This window comes from Pseudalkalibacillus sp. JSM 102089 (genome assembly GCF_041366475.1).
GTDB lineage: Bacteria > Bacillota > Bacilli > Bacillales > Guptibacillaceae > Guptibacillus > Guptibacillus hwajinpoensis_B.
This window is the reverse complement of the sequence record NZ_JBEWYW010000001.1, coordinates 498,645-516,048: the sequence shown is the minus strand read 5'-3', so window position 1 is coordinate 516,048 and position 17,404 is coordinate 498,645. Positions and strand designations below refer to the sequence as shown.

Genomic DNA, 17,404 nt, shown 5'->3' with positions numbered 1-17,404 from the left:
GAAGGTGTTCTAAATGAAAGTCATCGTGCAGAAGTTTGGCGGTACTTCATTGAAAAGTGAAGACGGCAGACTGAGAGCTGTAAACCATATTAAAGATGCAGTGAGCGATGGATATAAAGTTGTCGTCGTCGTTTCAGCAATGGGTCGTAAAGGTGATCCATACGCGACTGACACTCTCCTTGGCCTCATTGGCGATCGAGAACGGAAGGTCACTTCAAGAGAATATGATCTTCTTGTATCTTGTGGTGAGAGTATTTCTTCTGTCATATTCTCAAATCTCCTCTTAAGCGAAGGGTTGAGAGCCACAGCTTACACCGGAGGTCAGGCAGGTTTCATGACAACGGCTGAGCATAGCAAAGCAAGAATTCTTGAAATGAAGTCGGAGCGACTACTAGAAGAGCTGAAAATGATGGATGTTGTCGTTGTGACAGGCTTCCAGGGCGTCACAAAAGACGGCGATGTAACGACTCTTGGTCGAGGTGGAAGCGATACGTCAGCAGCTGCACTTGGTGCTGCCCTTTCAGCTGAATGGGTAGATATCTTTACTGATGTAGAAGGTATTATGACAGCTGATCCAAGAATTGTTGAGAACGCACGTCCTCTCTCCATCGTGACATATAACGAAGTTTGTAATATGGCTTATCAAGGGGCGAAGGTTATTCACCCTCGTGCCGTTGAAATTGCCATGCAGGCGAAGATACCGCTCCGAATTCGGTCAACTTATTCTTCTTCGACTGGTACGCTCGTCACGTCTGCTACAGGAAAAACGACTGGTGAACAGGTGATAGATCGTTTAATTACGGGTATAGCTCATGTAAACGGCGTAACCCAAATTAAAGTGTATGCGAAAGAAGGACAATATGATCTTCAGTCACGCGTTTTTAAAGCTATGGCGCGTGAGGGGATTAGCGTTGATTTCATCAACATTAGCTTAACAGGTGTTGTTTATACGGTTATGGAGGAAATGACCGACAGAGCCGTTGCAACGCTAAATGAAATGGGCTACGAGCCTGAAGTCATCGAGAATTGTGCGAAAGTATCTGCGGTTGGAGCTGGTATGAGTGGTGTTCCTGGCGTAACAGCAAAGATTGTGGAATCACTTGCGCGAGAAAACATTGATATTTTACAATCAGCTGATTCTCATACAACGATTTGGGTTCTTGTGAGACAGACTGATCTTTCAGCCGCTGTTAATGCGCTGCACGAAACATTCCATCTTCATCTCGAGCCGGGGCAAGAAGTGGAACAGATGATGGATCAGCTTTAAGTGATAGGCAAGGAGTGAAAGAAATGAATTTTGGCAAAGTACTAACCGCAATGGTCACCCCTTTCGATCGCAAAGGGTACGTGGATTTTGCGAAGACAGAGCAATTGATCAACTATTTAATTAATAATGGAACAGAAGGTCTTGTTGTAGCGGGAACAACTGGCGAATCGCCAACGCTTTCTTCAGAAGAAAAAGTGGCGCTCTTTAAGCATTCTGTTAAAATCGCTGATGGGCGCGTGCCAATTATTGCAGGAACAGGCAGTAATAACACACACGCATCGATCGAGTTAACAAAAAAGGCAGAAGCTGCCGGCGTGGATGCGATTATGATCGTAGCCCCTTATTACAGCAAGCCTGGTCAAAAAGGTCTTTATGAGCATTTCAAAGCGATCGCAGAGTCAACAAAGCTTCCAGTAATGATATATAACATTCCTGGTCGTTCTGTCGTGAATATGACAGCTGACACAATTGTTGAGCTTTCTAAGATCAACAACATTGTTTCTGTTAAAGAAGCAAGTGGAGATCTTGACCAAATTACAGATATTATTACGCGCACAGAAGAGTCTTTCTCTGTTTATAGTGGAGATGACGGCTTAACTTTACCGATTCTTTCTATCGGCGGGGATGGCGTCATTTCTGTTGCGTCACACGTTCTTGGAAATGAAATGCAACAGATGATCTCTGCTTATCAATCTGGGGAAGTAAAAGAAGCGGCAGCGATTCATCAAAAAATCCTGCCAATTATGAATGAACTCTTTAAAGCACCAAGCCCATCTCCAGTTAAAACAGCTCTTCAGCTAAAGGGTATGGATGTGGGAAGTGTACGTCTACCGATGATTCCTCTAACAGCAGAGGAGCGCTCATCACTAGCCGCTGCGCTTAATAAATAACGTTAGAACGGATGCTTATGCATCCGTTTTTTATTTGCATGGATATTTTCTAAAAGTGTAAGCACTTTTAAGTTCGTTTTTTTCATATTATCTCATGAATGGTAAAATCGCCTCTCGTTCATACTACTAGTACCAGAGTAAGGAAGGGGTACCAGTATGAACAGTGAATATCGCAATGAAAACCCAGGTCAGGATCCTGAACCTAAAAAAGACGACCAATCAAAATCTTCGCTAGTTGATAAAATTCAGCAGCTTGGCCAAACGAATGTGCCAACGATGGATCAATCTAATATTCATTGTTTAACAATTATCGGACAAATTGAAGGACATGTGCAGCTACCACCACAAAATAAAACAACAAAGTACGAGCATCTTATCCCACAAATTGTGGCAATCGAACAAAACCCTAAGATTGAAGGTGTGCTGATCCTTCTTAATACAGTAGGGGGAGACGTAGAAGCAGGACTTGCTATTTCTGAAATGATTGCTTCCCTTTCGAAACCTTCTGTTTCGATTGTCCTTGGTGGTGGACATTCAATTGGAGTGCCAATAGCGGTTGCTGCAAATTATTCGTTTGTCGCAGAAACGGCAACAATGACGATTCATCCTGTTCGACTAACAGGTCTTGTTATCGGCGTGCCGCAAACGTTTGAATATCTCGATAAAATGCAGGAGCGAGTTGTTAGCTTTGTGACAAGGCACTCGAATATTACAGAAGATAAATTCAAAGAGCTTATGTTTTCAAGGGGAAATTTAACGAGAGATATCGGAACAAACGTAGTGGGTGAAGATGCTGTGAGCTATGGTTTGATCGATGAAGTTGGGGCTGTTGGTCCAGCAATGAAGAAGCTAAATGAATTAATGGAAGAATATAAGGGAGAGCAGGAAGGAGATCTTGTCCAATGATTCTTTATACCATCCTACCAAATGAAGCAGTATTCCCTCCTGATCAGAGTGTTTATGAGCAGCAGAAAATCATAGAATGGAACGGAGTCCAGCTTCTAGTCGAGCGAACGTCTCTGACAGAGTGTAGAGTTGTGCAGGTACTTAGCACAGATCCTATGGACTATCTCAATGATGCAACACAGCCTGGTCAAATGTTAACGCTATCCACTTCTCCACTGAAATAGAGCCTATAGGACCACGGGAAGATGTGGTATACTAGGAATAGATTGGTGAACAAAAAGCAGCCAGAAATGGCTGCTTTTTTCACCAGCTATGGCTTGTATAGAGGTGAGATAATGGCAAAACGAAAAAGAAAAAAGACAACAAAGAAACAGGCCGCCTGGCAATCCCAAGTCAAAGTTGAATTTATCGGTTTAACAGTTCTGGCTTTTACCGTTTTAGGTGTTTTGAAAATGGGAGTAGTTGGACGAGCGATTTACCATATGTTTCGCTTTTTTGCAGGTGAATGGTATGGATTAATTATCGCAGGCCTTGTGATATTCGCAGGTTATTTAATTGTAAAGAGGAAGCTCCCAGCCTTTTGGACAAGAAGATTAGCAGGATTTTATTTACTTGGCATTTCATTTCTGTTATTGAGTCACGTCGGCTTATTTGAAACACTTTCTCGTCAGGGCCAATGGGATAGTCCATCGGTTATTGCTAATACATATGAACTCTTCCGAATGGACGTTAGCGATCCATCAGAAACTAGCCCGCTTGGCGGGGGCATGATCGGTGCGCTTCTCTTCGCCTTTTGCTACAGACTTTTTGATGCAACAGGAACGCAGCTAATGGCCTTTCTATTGATTTTACTATCTTTTGTATTGATTACGGGTAAATCGTTTAGTGATGTACTAGGTAAAGCCCTTGCCTGGGTTAAAGGTTTTGTATTAAACACATATGATGAAGCGAAATCACTTCTATCAGAAAGTAAAAATTCAAGAAGAGAAAAGAGAGAACAGCGGGCTGCATTAAGAGAACAAGAAGCATCAATGGAGCCTGAGGAAACGTATGACGTCTCCCAAACAAGTAAGGATGAATCAGAAGAAGAGGCGCCATTTGAGCCAGAGATTCGAACCTTTACTGAAAGTGCTTATCCAACACAGTCAGAAACGCCTGTGGAGAAGGAGACAGAAGAAAGTAAAGGTGGTGAACCTGTTAAGGAAGCAGCAGATGGAACCCCAATTCAGTCGCTAACAGTTGGCGAGCTAGAAAACAAAGATTATCGTCTTCCATCTTTATCTTTACTGCAGCCTCCTAAGAAGGTGTCGCAGGATAATGAACGTCAGCAAATTTCCGCAAACGCTCGTAAATTAGAAAAGACGTTTGAGAGCTTTGGTGTAAAAGCCAAAGTAATGAAGGTTCATCTTGGTCCAGCGGTAACGAAATATGAGGTATATCCTGATACAGGTGTGAAAGTAAGTAAAATTGTAAACTTAACAGATGACCTGGCACTAGCTCTTGCTGCACGGGACCTACGTATTGAAGCGCCGATCCCAGGTAAATCTGCGATAGGGATCGAAGTACCGAATTCTGAAGTCGCGATGGTTACATTGAGGGAAGTATTGGAATCAAAAGAATACCAATCGCATGAATCGAAAGTATCTATTGGTTTCGGAAGAGATATTTCTGGTGAAGCAGTTGTTTCCGATTTATCTAAGATGCCCCATCTACTTGTTGCAGGAGCAACAGGAAGCGGAAAAAGTGTGTGTATCAACGGTATTATTGCAAGCATTATGATGAAGGCCAAGCCTCATGAAGTTAAAATGATGATGATTGATCCTAAGATGGTTGAACTTAACGTATACAATGGCATACCACATCTTCTAGCACCAGTCGTAACGGATCCGAAGAAAGCTTCACAGGCTTTGAAAAAGGTTGTGAGTGAAATGGAGCGTCGTTATGAGCTATTCTCTCATACTGGTACGCGGAATATCGAAGGGTATAACAATCATATAAAGCGTCATAATGAAACGTCAGAGGCGAAGCAGCCTTCACTACCGTATATTGTTGTTATTGTGGATGAGCTAGCTGATTTAATGATGGTAGCGTCAAGCGATGTAGAGGATGCGATTACAAGGCTCGCACAGATGGCCCGAGCAGCGGGAATACATTTGATCATTGCGACACAGCGCCCGTCAGTTGACGTTATCACTGGGGTGATTAAAGCCAATATTCCATCACGTATTGCCTTTAGCGTTTCGTCCATGACAGACTCAAGAACAATTCTTGATATGGGTGGAGCAGAGAAATTGTTAGGTAAAGGGGATATGCTATTCCTTCCTGTAGGGGCGAATAAACCAAAGCGAGTTCAAGGTGCCTTCTTATCGGATGAGGAAGTAGAAGAACTCGTTGACTTTGTCATTGCCCAGCAAAAAGCCCAGTATCAGGAAGAAATGATACCAACAGATAAGCCTGAGGAAGCTCAGCCTGAAGTAGATGATGATTTATATGATGACGCTGTTCAATTGATAACCGAGATGCAAACAGCTTCGGTATCGATGCTACAACGACGATTTCGAATAGGTTACACCCGAGCAGCAAGATTAATAGATGCTATGGAAGCTCGAGGTGTCGTAGGACCTTATGAGGGCAGTAAACCTCGTGAAGTTCTCGTTAGTAAAGGGGAAGAAGCACAATCCAGTTAAGGGTTGTGCTTCTTTTTTTACGTATTTTTATCCGACGACGTTAAATAGGGATGAGGAAAATGAAAAGAAATGGTCGGTTGTGTTAGAAATTCTATCATTTTAAATATTGGTAATCGGGCTTTTTTTCAAAAAACTATTCCTTTATCTCCTTGAAAATGGTATAGTTATTGTCGAAATATGACTATTTTTTCAAAAATATTTCATGCGTGTTTCAGAGCCGTTTCTCATCCATATTATTTTTTAATGGGCAATGAAAACGCGACCAAACAAAGCATAGCTCGATAGAGAGAAGAGAGAGCGGGCGGCGTTTAAAAAACATTAGGGGGATTAAGATGAAGAAGAAGTACGGATTTATGTTGTCAGCTGTATTAGCTGCAGGTACGCTTTTGTCAGCTTGTGGAACGGGAGATACGAACAATGAAAGTTCTGGCGGCGGAAGCAGTGAAGGCGAAAGCAGCGACTTTAAAGTTGCGATGGTAACTGATACAGGCGGTGTGGATGATAAATCATTTAACCAATCTGCTTGGGAAGGTCTTCAGCAGTTTGGAAAAGATAATGGACTTGAGAAAGACAAAGGTTTTAAATATGTTCAGTCAACTGCAGCAAGTGACTACCAACCAAACCTCTCAGGCTTAATTCGTGAAGATTATAATTTGATCTTCGGAATCGGATTCCTTATGCAACAAGATATTCAAACAATTGCAACACAAAAGCCAGATTCTCAGCTTGCTCTTGTTGATAGTGTAGCTGTAACGGAAGATGGCGAGCCGATGGAGAACGTAGCAAGTATTACTTTCAAAGAGCACCAGGGTTCATTCTTAGTAGGAGTTATCGCTGGAATGCAATCTGAAACTGATAAAGTTGGTTTTATCGGTGGAGTTGATTCTGAATTAATCAAGAAGTTTGAGAGCGGCTTTAAAGCAGGAGTAAAATCCGTTAATCCTGATGCTGAAATCTTCACACAATATGCGGATGATTTCAATGCAGCAGAAGTAGGACAGGCTATTGCAGGTACTCTTTATGATAAAGGCGCGGATATCATTTATCACGCAGCTGGCGGAACAGGAAATGGCGTATTCACTGAAGCGAAGAACCGTGCGAAAAACGGTGAAAAAGTTTGGGTTATCGGTGTTGACCGTGATCAGCATGAAGAAGGAATGCCTGAGAACGTAACGCTAACTTCTATGGTGAAGCGTGTGGATACAGCAGTTATTGAAGTTTCTAAGCAAACAATGGATGGCGACTTCCCAGGAGGAAAAGTTACAGAGTTTGGTCTTGAAGAAGATGGCGTAGGTATTGCTGAATCACAAGAAAATGTATCTGAAGAAGCACTACAAAAAGTAGAAGAGTATAAAGAGAAAATTCAGAGCGGCGAATTGGAAGTTCCAAGTACTGACGATGAGTACAAAGAATTCGAAAGCTCTCTATAAGAGATCGTCCATTACGTTTTCTGAGCGTGATGGATTTCTAGAAATCTCACCTACATTATAGCCAAATATGGGACGAAGGCTAGTATTTTCATAGACTAGCCTTTGTTTCATGCTTTGGATAAGGGAGTGGCATCTACATGGAATACGTCATTGAAATGAGAAATATCCGTAAAGAATTTCCTGGGATTGTGGCAAATGACAATATAACGTTGCAGCTAAAAAAAGGGGAAATCCATGCCCTTCTTGGTGAAAATGGTGCAGGGAAATCAACCTTGATGAATGTTTTATTTGGGCTTTATCAGCCTGAAAAAGGCGAAATACACGTTCGCGGTAAGAAAGTTAATATTACAGATCCAAATGTAGCGAATGAACTCGGAATTGGAATGGTTCACCAGCACTTTATGCTTGTTGAAAAATTCACCGTAACGGAGAACATTATTCTTGGGAATGAGCCAACTGCTAAAGGTCAGGTTAACCTTAAGCAGGCTGCTAAAGATGTAGAAGCTATTTCAAAGCAATATGGCCTTGCAGTCGATCCAAATGCGAAGATTGAAGAAATATCCGTAGGTATGCAGCAGCGTGTGGAAATTCTAAAAACGCTATACCGTGGAGCAGACATCTTAATTTTTGACGAGCCTACTGCAGTGTTAACTCCTCAGGAGATTAAAGAACTTATCACAATTATGAAAAAGCTGATTTCTGAAGGGAAATCAATCATTCTGATTACACACAAACTGAAAGAAATTATGGAAGTAAGTGATCGTTGTACTGTTATTCGTCGAGGTGTCGGGATCGGTACTGTTGATGTTGCGAATACGAATCAGGATGAATTAGCTTCTATGATGGTCGGACGTGAAGTAAACTTTTCAATTCAGAAAAAGCCTTCAGAGCCTTCTAATGCAACACTTGAGATCAGTAACCTTGTAGTGGAAGATGCACGTAAAGTACCAGTTGTAAACGGTATGAACTTAACTGTCCGTGCAGGGGAAATTGTCGGAATTGCAGGAGTAGATGGTAATGGACAATCAGAATTAATTGAGTCGATCACAGGATTACGTAAATCAAAATCTGGAAGTATCAAGCTTAGCGGAAAAAACATAACAAATTGGAAACCGCGTCGTGTAACGGAAAGCGGTATTGCTCATATTCCACAGGATAGGCATAAGCATGGGCTTGTGTTAGATTTTTCGATTGGCGAAAATATGGTTCTTCAGACCTATTATAAAAGACCCTTCTCTAGAAATGGCATTTTAAATTTTTCAACCATTATGGATAAGGCCAAATCATTGATTAAAGAGTATGATGTGCGAACCCCAAGTGAGATGACGCCTGCTCGTGCGCTTTCTGGTGGGAACCAGCAGAAGGCCATTATCGCACGTGAAATCGATCGAAGTCCCAATCTATTGATTGCGGCACAGCCTACACGTGGACTTGATGTAGGTGCGATTGAATTTATTCACTCTAAATTAGTAGAAGAACGTGACAATGGTAAAGCAGTTCTTCTTATTTCCTTCGAACTTGAAGAAATTATGAATGTGAGTGACCGTATTGCGGTTATTTATGAAGGGAAAATAGTGGCGATCGTCAAGCCAGAAGAAACTACTGAGCAAGAGCTTGGACTTTTGATGGCTGGTGCAAAGAGCAAAAAGGCTGGTGAGACTTCATGAAGTTATTAAAAGGGAAGTGGTCTGGCATTACAGTGCCGTTGCTTTCAGTAGCACTAGGATTACTCGTTGGCGGTATTATTATGCTTGTTAGTGGATACAACCCGATTGTTGCTTACGCCGCATTGTTTAACGGGATATTCTCCAATACGTATGTAATGGGTGAAACCGTTCGGCAAATGACGCCGCTTATTTTGTCTGGTCTAGCGGTTGCGTTTGCTTTCCGTACAGGGCTGTTTAATATCGGAGTAGAAGGCCAACTATTAGTTGGGTGGCTTGCATCGGTTTATATTGGTTTACAGTTTGAAGGACTAAGTCCTATTGTTCACATTCCACTCGCTATTTTAGCGGCAGGTCTTGCCGGAGCTCTCTGGGCATTTGTACCTGGTTTCTTGAAAGCTAAATATCATGTACATGAAGTTATTACGACGATCATGATGAACTATGTAGCCCTTCATGTTGTGAACGCGATTATTCGTACGTATTTACTTGCTCCTGGCGAGCGAACGGATCAAATTAATGCATCGGCTTCGTTGCAATCTCCGTTTCTAGAATCGATTACGGATTTTTCACGTCTTCATTATGGTTTTGTAGTGGCGATTATCGGAGCAATTATTATGTGGTTCCTTCTTTGGAAAACGACGACAGGGTACGAACTTCGCTCTGTTGGTTTTAATAAATATGCTTCAGAATATGCAGGAATTAATGTTCAACGCAACATTGTCCTTTCTATGGTTATCTCCGGGGCTTTTGCAGGAGCAGCTGGGGCAATGGAAGGGCTTGGCACATACGGCTATATGACCGTTATGGCTGACTTTACAGGAGTTGGATTTGACGGAATCGCAGTTGCGCTTCTTGGTGCAAATGGTGCACTAGGTGTTGTTCTTGCTTCTGCGTTATTTGGCGGACTGAAAATTGGAGCTCTCAACATGCAATCTGTGGCACAAGTACCAACACAGTTAGTAGAAATCGTGATTGCGATGATTATTTTCTTTGTCGCATCCAGTTACTTGATTCACTGGATCAGCAACAGGGTGAGCAAAAGGGGGAAAATTTAATGGATTTCATGCAGATTCTTCAGCTCATTATTCCTGCCGCTATTTTTTCAGCAGCTCCCCTGATTTTCACTGCTCTTGGTGGAGTATTCAGTGAACGGTCAGGTGTTGTTAACATTGGACTAGAAGGCTTAATGCTAATGGGGGCTTTCACGGGTGCGTTATTTACAATTCTAGGCGAACAGTGGGGAATGGGGGCAGCTTCACCTTGGTTTTCACTTGTTGTAGCGATTATCGTTGGAATGCTGTTCTCCTTGCTTCATGCTGTTGCAAGTATTTCGCTTAAAGCTGATCAGGTTGTAAGTGGCGTTGCCCTTAACTTCCTAGCTGCTGGTCTTGCAATCTTCCTTGTGAAGAAAATCTTTGACGCTGGTCAAACGCCAATTATTCAGGAACGTATTTATAAAACGGATGTGCCCTTCTTAAGTGACATTCCGTTTATTGGACCATTGTTTTTCTCAAGTGCGTATTATACGTCATACATTGCGATCGTGCTAGCATTCGTCGTATGGTGGGTTCTCTATAAAACGCCGTTTGGGCTTCGTCTTCGCTCTGTTGGGGAGCACCCGATGGCCGCTGATACGATGGGAATCAACGTGACAAAAATGCGCTATGTAGCGGTTATGCTAAGTGGTGGGTTTGCTGGTCTTGGTGGTGCAGTTTATGCGACATCGATTGCCGGTAACTTTAGCCACGCAACCATTTCTGGACAAGGTTTTATGGCACTTGCTGCTATGATCTTTGGGAAGTGGCATCCGCTTGGCGCAATGGGAGCAGCCCTTTTCTTCGGTCTTGCTCAGTCGCTCAGTATTACTGGGCAGCAGATTCCTGGTTTGAAAGAAATTCCAGAAGTTTATCTTCTAATCTCTCCTTATGTTTTAACTATTCTTGCCCTTGCAGGTCTAGTTGGACGAGCGGATGCGCCAAAAGCGATTGGCGAACCGTATGAGAAAGGAAAGCGATAACGGTCAGGGAAAGCTCTTCGTGAAAACGGAGAGCTTTTTCGTATGGGTAGGTTTTTTTGGGGAGGTGGTTCTGGAATATTAATCTTTGTTTTTAAACGTTCGTCTTCGCTTTTCGTGTCTAGCTACGACTCGCAGAAACTGCGATATTTCGCTCTTACACCAGAACACAAAAAGCGTGTTCTAGTTCAAGAGCTCCAATATTTCCGTTTCTAACCGCTCGTCTTCGCTTTTCGTGTCTAGCTGCGCAGGCCAAATCCTCCGGCTGTTTCACCCAATCGAATGAGACAAAGAGCGTCTCAATCTCATGGGCTCCAACATCCTGCGGATTTAATTGGGCCCGCTTCGCTTTTCGTGTCCAGCTGCAGCCTCCAGACCCTCGGTCACTTCACCTTTCAACCTGAACACAAAGACCGTGTTCATTTTGAAAGGCTCCAGTGCCTGCCGGGTCTAAACGGAGGCTTCCGCTTTTCGTGTCCAGCTACGACTCGCAGAAACTGCGATATTTCGCTCTTTCACCAGAACACAAAAAGCGTGTTCTAGTTCAAGAGCTCCAATATCTCCGTTTCTAAACGCTCGTCTTCGCTTTTCGTGTCCAGCTGCAGTGAGCAGACACTTGGTCACTTCGCCCTATAACTCGAACACAAAGACCGTGTTCAATTTATAGGGCTCCAGTGCCTGGCGTGTCTAACCGCTCACTTCCGCTTTTCTTTTAAAAAGTACTAATTGCTTACACTATTACACATACTATGGTATAAAGGGGGTAAGTTTCAGTTTCCTCTGATGGTAGTTAATGGATTTTAAAAAGGAGTGAGGTCAATGGCTATTATCCCTCATGAGAAAACCTCGTGCGGCGGTTTGACGCTACATAGGATACAAACGGATAAATATAAAACAACAACAGTAGTGGTTCAATTTAAGGCGCGTTTGACTGAAGAAACGGTAACGGAGAGGGCTCTTTTGCCTCATGTGTTGCAAAGCGGGACGGAGAATTATCCTTCGTCTAAAGCAGTGAGGACTGAGCTTGAGAAGCTTTATGGTGCAACGCTTGGTGTGGATCTTGCTAAGAAGGGCGATTTTCATATTATGACGTTCCGGATGGATTTTGCGAATGAGAAGTTCCTTTCGGAAGATGAACCTTTGTTCAAAAAAGCTCTTTCTCTCCTTTCAGAAGTAATCATGAATCCAAAAACGGATGGAACTAGTTTTGATTCTTCTATTGTGGATAAAGAGAAGCGTACGATGAAACAGCGCATTCAGTCTATTTATGATGATAAGATGCGTTTTGCTAATATGAGACTTACGCAAGAAATGTTTCCAAACGAAGCGTTTGGACTTCATGTATATGGGGAGAAAGAAGAAGTCGATCGTGTAACAGCTAAATCCCTTTATGATTTCTACCAAAAAGTTTGTGCTGAAGATGAGATTGATCTTTATTTAGTTGGCAATTTAGAGGGAGTTCATGCTGAAGAGGTCGTTAAGGAACTATTTCCTTTTAAAGAACGGACTGATCGTGGCTCTGAGGCGACACAAAAAGCGTCACTTGATGTAGAAGAGAAAGAAATTTTAGAAACACAGGAAATTAAGCAAGGAAAACTTCACATGGGCTTTCGTTCAGGCGTTGGGTATGCTGACGATGAATATTTTGCTCTTCAAGTGTTTAACGGCATGTTTGGAGGTTTCTCGCATTCTAAGCTGTTCCGAAACGTGCGCGAGAAGGAAAGTCTCGCTTATTATGCAGCTTCACGTTATGAAAGCCACAAAGGTTTAATTATCGTGATGTCAGGAATTGAATTTAAAAACTATAAGAAAACGGTTGATATCATTAAAGAACAGCTTACAGCGATGAGAAATGGCGAATTTAATGAAGAAGAAATGAAGCAAACGAAAACAATGATTCGTAATCAGCTGCTTGAAACCGTCGATGATGCGAAGGGCATGGTGGAACTTCTTTACCATGGTGTCGTTTCTCAAAAGCTACGCACCATTGAGGAGTGGCTCGACGGAGTCGAAGCTGTAACCAAAGAGGACATTTTAGCAGTTGCGGATAAGGTTAAGCTTGATACCGTTTATTTCTTAAAAGGCGAGGAGGCTTAATCATGAAAACTATTCCATTTAACCAACTACAAGAGACTCTTTACCACCAAACGATGGACAACGGACTTGATGTTTATGTCCTTCCGAAAAAAGGTTTTAACAAAACTTATGCAACGTTTACGACAAAATATGGTTCGGTTGATAATCATTTCGTACCATTAAACGGTTCGGAGAATGTTCAAGTTCCCGATGGCATTGCTCACTTCCTTGAGCACAAAATGTTTGAGAAGGAAGATCGGGATGTGTTTCAAGATTTTAGTAAACAAGGTGCTTCATCAAATGCCTTTACGTCGTTTACACGCACGGCCTACTTGTTTTCAACAACACAGAACGTGATGCAAAACCTTGAAACACTTGTTAATTTTGTTCAAGATCCGTACTTTAGTGACCAAAGTGTTGAAAAGGAAAAGGGGATTATCGGTCAGGAAATTGAAATGTATAATGACAATTCCGACTGGCGCGCGTATTTTGGTGTGATTGAAAATATGTTCCATCATCATCCTGTTAAAATTGATATTGCTGGGACAATCGAATCCATCGCCAAAATCACGAAGGAATCTTTATATACGTGCTATGAAACGTTCTATCATCCATCAAATATGGTGCTATTCGTTGTTGGTGCCGTCGAACCGAATGAAATCATGTCCTTTGTAGAGAAAAATCAGGCGGCGAAATCTTACAAAGATCAGCCACCGATTGAACGATTTTTTGATGAGGAACCTCAAAAGGTGGCAGAGAAGAAGAAAGTTCTTCCGATGTCTGTACAAGTGGCGAAGTGCCTCGTTGGATTTAAAGAACCAAATCCAGGGCGTCAGGGGGAGGATCTTCTGAAGCACGAGCTTTCCATTAATCTTGCGCTTGATTTAATGTTCGGTCAGAGCTCGGAGAATTACGAGAAGCTTTATAATGAAGGACTTATTGATCAGAGCTTTTCGTATGATTTTACAGAAGAAGAGAAATTCGGTTTTTCCATCTTAGGAAGCAATACAAGCTCACCAGATAAGCTAGCTGATCGTTTGTTTTCAATGATTCAATCGTTTAAGAATGAGTCAGTTGATACGGATCAGCTCGAGCGAATTCGTAAGAAAAAGATCGGTAGTTTCTTACGAGCATTAAATTCTCCAGAGTTTATTGCGAATCAGTTCACACGCTATCGCTTTAATGATATGGATTTATTTGAAGTTGTTCCAATGCTTGAGTCTATTACAGCGAAAGACATTGAAGAGGCGGTTAAGGGGCACTTTGCTGAAGAATCATTTACAGTATGTCAGGTCGTTCCAAAATCCTAGAAAGCACCCAACTGGGTGCTTTTTCACTGATCTTTAAATTGAAAATTAGTGATGAGATGAGTTTAAAGAAAGGGAGATACTTAGTGAAAGATGTTTTAATAACCGGGGCGAGCGGCGGGATTGGTAAGGCCATTGCTGCTGCATATATTCAAAAAGGTGAGCGCGTATACGCTCATTATCACAAAAATGAACGTTCGATTCTTGAAATAAAGGCAGCTTATCCGGAGGCGAATCTATTTCCAGTACAGGCGGATTTAGCTAGTAAGGATGGAGCGCGTCACTTAACAGAGAAAGTACAGGGTGTCGACACCCTTATTCTAAACGCTGGCAACAGTTTTTTTGGCTTATTGACCGATATGTCGGATACAGAAATTGAAGCGATGATTCAGCTGCAATTAACCTCGTCCATTAAGCTTGCAAAGCACTTTATCAATGAAATGGTTCGAAAGAAAAGCGGTTCAATTATTGTTGTTTCTTCTGTGTTTGGATTAACAGGCGCATCATGTGAAGTTGTCTATTCCTCAGTTAAAGGCGGACTAAATGCGTTTGTAAAGGGTCTTGCGAAAGAGTTAGGGCCGAGCGGAATTCGAGTGAATGCTGTGGCACCTGGCTATATTACAACTGAAATGAATGCGCGTTTGACAGGAGAGGACGAACAATTATTAGTCGATGACATTCCAATGGGGCGACCTGGACAGCCTGAGGAAGTGGCATCGCTTATTACTTTTTTAGATTCCGATCAAGCTTCTTACATAAGCGGACAAATTATTTCAGTTGATGGTGCCTGGCTGTAGAAAACGATGCATAATGTCCTTTCCTTCGAGACAACATATAGATGATGACTTGATAAAGGAGGGATATAGATGTCTGTACTAGATAATTTTGAATCGTGGAAAGGGTTCTTGCACGATCGCTTAAATCAGGGCGAACAGCAAGGACTTTCTCATGAAGTTGTCTCAGATGTTGCTTACCAGATCGGCGGATACCTTGCTGATGGAGTAAAAGCTAAAAATGATCAAGAACAGCTTCTTGCTGACTTATGGCATGTAGCTAGCGAAGAAGAACAGCATGCGATCGCAAATATGATGGTTAAGCTCGTTCAAAACGAAAGATAAATGATTTTTTTACAGAAGGAGGGTGTCTATACACCCTTCTTTTTCTATGAAATGGAACAAATGATGTAAGAAAAGTAAATAAAATCCCGATTCATCTCTTTTAACCTTTATGAAAATCATTTATGATTAAAGGAACATAGGAAATTTGTGGCTAAAGGAGTTGGCATATGGAGAAGAAGGAATGGTATCTTGAATATGAAATTCATAAAAACAGACCGGGTCTTCTTGGAGACGTGGCGTCCTTATTAGGAATGCTCGGCATTAACATTATTACGATTAATGGTGTCGATGATATGCGAAGAGGCTTGCTTCTTCTGGTTGATGAAATACAGCAAATTGAGCGTTTGGAATCTATTCTAAATACAATGGACAATATTACTGTAACAAAGATGCGAGAACCGAAATTGCGAGATCGTCTAGCTGTTCGGCATGGTAGGTACATACAGCGTGATGCGGATGACAAGAAAACGTTTCGTTTTATTCGAGACGAGCTTGGACTACTTGTTGATTTTCTAGCGGAAATTTTTAAACAGGATGGTCATAAGCTTGTTGGAATAAGAGGGATGCCGCGTGTTGGCAAAACTGAGTCCATCGTTGCTTCAAGTGTTTGTGCGAACAAGCGTTGGGTGTTTTTATCTTCAACGATGTTGAAACAAACGGTTCGAACGCAAGTCGCTGACGATGAATTAAACAGTGATCATATTTTTTTAATTGATGGGATTGTATCTGCGAGACGAGCGTCTGAACGGCATTGGCAGGTGCTTCGTGATATTATGAGGCTACCAGCAACAAAGGTTGTCGAGCATCCTGATATATTTGTTCAAGAAACAGAGTATACGATGAACGATTTTGATTATATAATTGAATTGCGAGACGATCCGGAACAAGAAATTACATATCAGGTAATTGAAAATCAATCTTCTGGATTTTCAAGCTTAGACTTTAACTAATTGGTAGGTGTTTTTCATTGACAGAGCTAGGTCAACGTCTGAAAGAGGCTCGAAACGATAAGGGATTATCAATCGAGGAAATTCAGTCCATTACAAAGATTCAGAAACGCTATCTTCATGCGATTGAAGAAGGAAATTACGAACTGCTTCCAGGTAATTTTTATACGCGTGCATTTATTAAAAACTATGCGGAAGCAGTTGGCTTTAACGGAGAGGAATTTCTTGAGGAGTATGCTTCAGAGATCCCTAAAGCAAGTGCAGATGTGCCGGAGAGTTTACCACCAAGGAAAATGAGAAGGCCATCTCAGCCAAGCAAATCTTCATCAGCTTCTTCCAAATGGTCTTCCGTATTTCCGTCTATACTTGTCATTTTGTTGATAGTAGGCGTGGCAGCATTGATCTGGTATGTTGTCCAAAGCGGTGATCAAACGACAAACCAGAATGCTACAACGAACCAGGCGGAGGAACAAATTTCTAGCGATGAGAACAGCGGCAGTGCACCAGATTCAGATGAAGTGAGCAACTCTGGAAACGATGCATCTTCTGAGAAACCTGAAGAGGAACCGAAAGAAGATGAAGAAAAGGAAAAAGAAGAGCCTGCTGAAGAACCTGAAGAAGAGCCTGCCCCTGAAATGGAAATTAAGAAGGTAGACAGCAGCGCTGATCGTTCTACGTATGAGATTACGAATGCAGAGAAGTTTGAAGTGAAGTTAGAAGCATCAGGCAGTAGTTGGGTCGCTCTAACTGGCGATAGTGATAAGAAGTACGTATACGAAAGTCTTGCCAAAGGGAAAGACGTGACGGAAGACTTATCAAGTGAAGCTTCAGCAACACTTCGTTTAGGGAGTTCGCCAAATGTCGCTGTGTTTGTAAACGGGGAAAAGATTAAGATTCCGAAAGAACCTGTTGTTCAAAATGTGACGTTCAATTTCAAAAAAGCTGAGTAAGTTAAAGGAGTCATCTTGATTAGATGACTCCTTTTCTTACGATTGGTAATGGTGAAGTTTTCCTTTCTGCATGAAAGAAACAGTGTTAGAATAGAATACGATTTAGTGAGGGGAATTGGTACGCATCTTACAGCTAATGAAAACT

The 17,404-nt window shown here is 42.0% G+C and carries 15 protein-coding genes; all 15 read left to right on the top strand.

The window, feature by feature from the left end; all coding sequences use genetic code 11:
* Positions 1–13 precede the first annotated feature (13 nt).
* The 15 genes from dapG (at position 14) to ABVF21_RS02475 (ending at position 17,259) form a co-directional block, all read left to right on the top strand.
* Positions 14–1,267, top strand: a complete 1,254-nt coding sequence (gene dapG / locus ABVF21_RS02545) for an aspartate kinase (protein ID WP_303531305.1) — start codon at positions 14–16, stop codon at positions 1,265–1,267.
* Positions 1,268–1,290: 23 nt separating this feature from the next.
* Complete coding sequence (gene dapA, locus ABVF21_RS02540) at positions 1,291–2,157, top strand: 4-hydroxy-tetrahydrodipicolinate synthase (RefSeq protein ID WP_303531306.1); 867 nt, start codon at positions 1,291–1,293, stop codon at positions 2,155–2,157.
* Between the two features lie 156 nt (positions 2,158–2,313).
* Positions 2,314–3,063, top strand: coding sequence for a ClpP family protease (locus ABVF21_RS02535; RefSeq protein ID WP_194221443.1), 750 nt, complete (start codon positions 2,314–2,316; stop codon positions 3,061–3,063).
* Complete coding sequence (locus tag ABVF21_RS02530; protein WP_194221444.1) at positions 3,060–3,287, top strand: YlzJ-like family protein; 228 nt, start codon at positions 3,060–3,062, stop codon at positions 3,285–3,287. Before ABVF21_RS02535 ends, ABVF21_RS02530 begins: the two co-directional genes overlap by 4 nt.
* A 111-nt stretch (positions 3,288–3,398) precedes the next feature.
* Positions 3,399–5,750 carry an FtsK/SpoIIIE family DNA translocase gene (locus ABVF21_RS02525; protein WP_371017434.1) on the top strand — a complete coding sequence of 784 codons (2,352 nt, stop codon included), beginning with the start codon at positions 3,399–3,401 and terminating at the stop codon, positions 5,748–5,750.
* A gap of 332 nt (positions 5,751–6,082) precedes the next feature.
* Complete coding sequence (locus ABVF21_RS02520; RefSeq protein ID WP_194221445.1) at positions 6,083–7,180, top strand: BMP family lipoprotein; 1,098 nt, start codon at positions 6,083–6,085, stop codon at positions 7,178–7,180.
* A gap of 137 nt (positions 7,181–7,317) precedes the next feature.
* The gene (locus tag ABVF21_RS02515) at positions 7,318–8,847 is read left to right on the top strand and encodes an ABC transporter ATP-binding protein (RefSeq protein WP_303531312.1); all 1,530 of its coding nucleotides are present in this window, start codon (positions 7,318–7,320) and stop codon (positions 8,845–8,847) included.
* Positions 8,844–9,902 (top strand): ABC transporter permease, encoded by a 1,059-nt coding sequence (locus ABVF21_RS02510; RefSeq protein WP_194221447.1) that lies wholly within the window; start codon positions 8,844–8,846, stop codon positions 9,900–9,902. The genes ABVF21_RS02515 and ABVF21_RS02510 overlap by 4 nt, the downstream gene beginning before the upstream one ends.
* Positions 9,902–10,864, top strand: a complete 963-nt coding sequence (locus tag ABVF21_RS02505; protein ID WP_194221448.1) for an ABC transporter permease — start codon at positions 9,902–9,904, stop codon at positions 10,862–10,864. The genes ABVF21_RS02510 and ABVF21_RS02505 overlap by 1 nt, the downstream gene beginning before the upstream one ends.
* Before the next feature lie 816 nt (positions 10,865–11,680).
* Positions 11,681–12,958, top strand: a complete 1,278-nt coding sequence (gene yfmF, locus ABVF21_RS02500; RefSeq protein ID WP_303531319.1) for an EF-P 5-aminopentanol modification-associated protein YfmF — start codon at positions 11,681–11,683, stop codon at positions 12,956–12,958.
* Between the two features lie 2 nt (positions 12,959–12,960).
* Positions 12,961–14,247 (top strand): EF-P 5-aminopentanol modification-associated protein YfmH, encoded by a 1,287-nt coding sequence (gene yfmH / locus ABVF21_RS02495; RefSeq protein WP_371017433.1) that lies wholly within the window; start codon positions 12,961–12,963, stop codon positions 14,245–14,247.
* A gap of 83 nt (positions 14,248–14,330) precedes the next feature.
* A complete protein-coding gene (ymfI, locus tag ABVF21_RS02490; RefSeq protein ID WP_303531321.1) occupies positions 14,331–15,041 on the top strand; it encodes an elongation factor P 5-aminopentanone reductase in 711 nt (236 codons plus the stop codon).
* Positions 15,042–15,110: 69 nt separating this feature from the next.
* Positions 15,111–15,362 carry a DUF3243 domain-containing protein gene (locus tag ABVF21_RS02485; protein WP_194221452.1) on the top strand — a complete coding sequence of 84 codons (252 nt, stop codon included), beginning with the start codon at positions 15,111–15,113 and terminating at the stop codon, positions 15,360–15,362.
* A gap of 167 nt (positions 15,363–15,529) precedes the next feature.
* Complete coding sequence (locus ABVF21_RS02480) at positions 15,530–16,312, top strand: YmfK family protein (protein ID WP_194221453.1); 783 nt, start codon at positions 15,530–15,532, stop codon at positions 16,310–16,312.
* Between the two features lie 17 nt (positions 16,313–16,329).
* Positions 16,330–17,259: a helix-turn-helix domain-containing protein gene (locus tag ABVF21_RS02475; protein ID WP_371017432.1), complete on the top strand. Its 930-nt coding sequence runs from the start codon at positions 16,330–16,332 to the stop codon at positions 17,257–17,259.
* Positions 17,260–17,404: the final 145 nt, after the last annotated feature.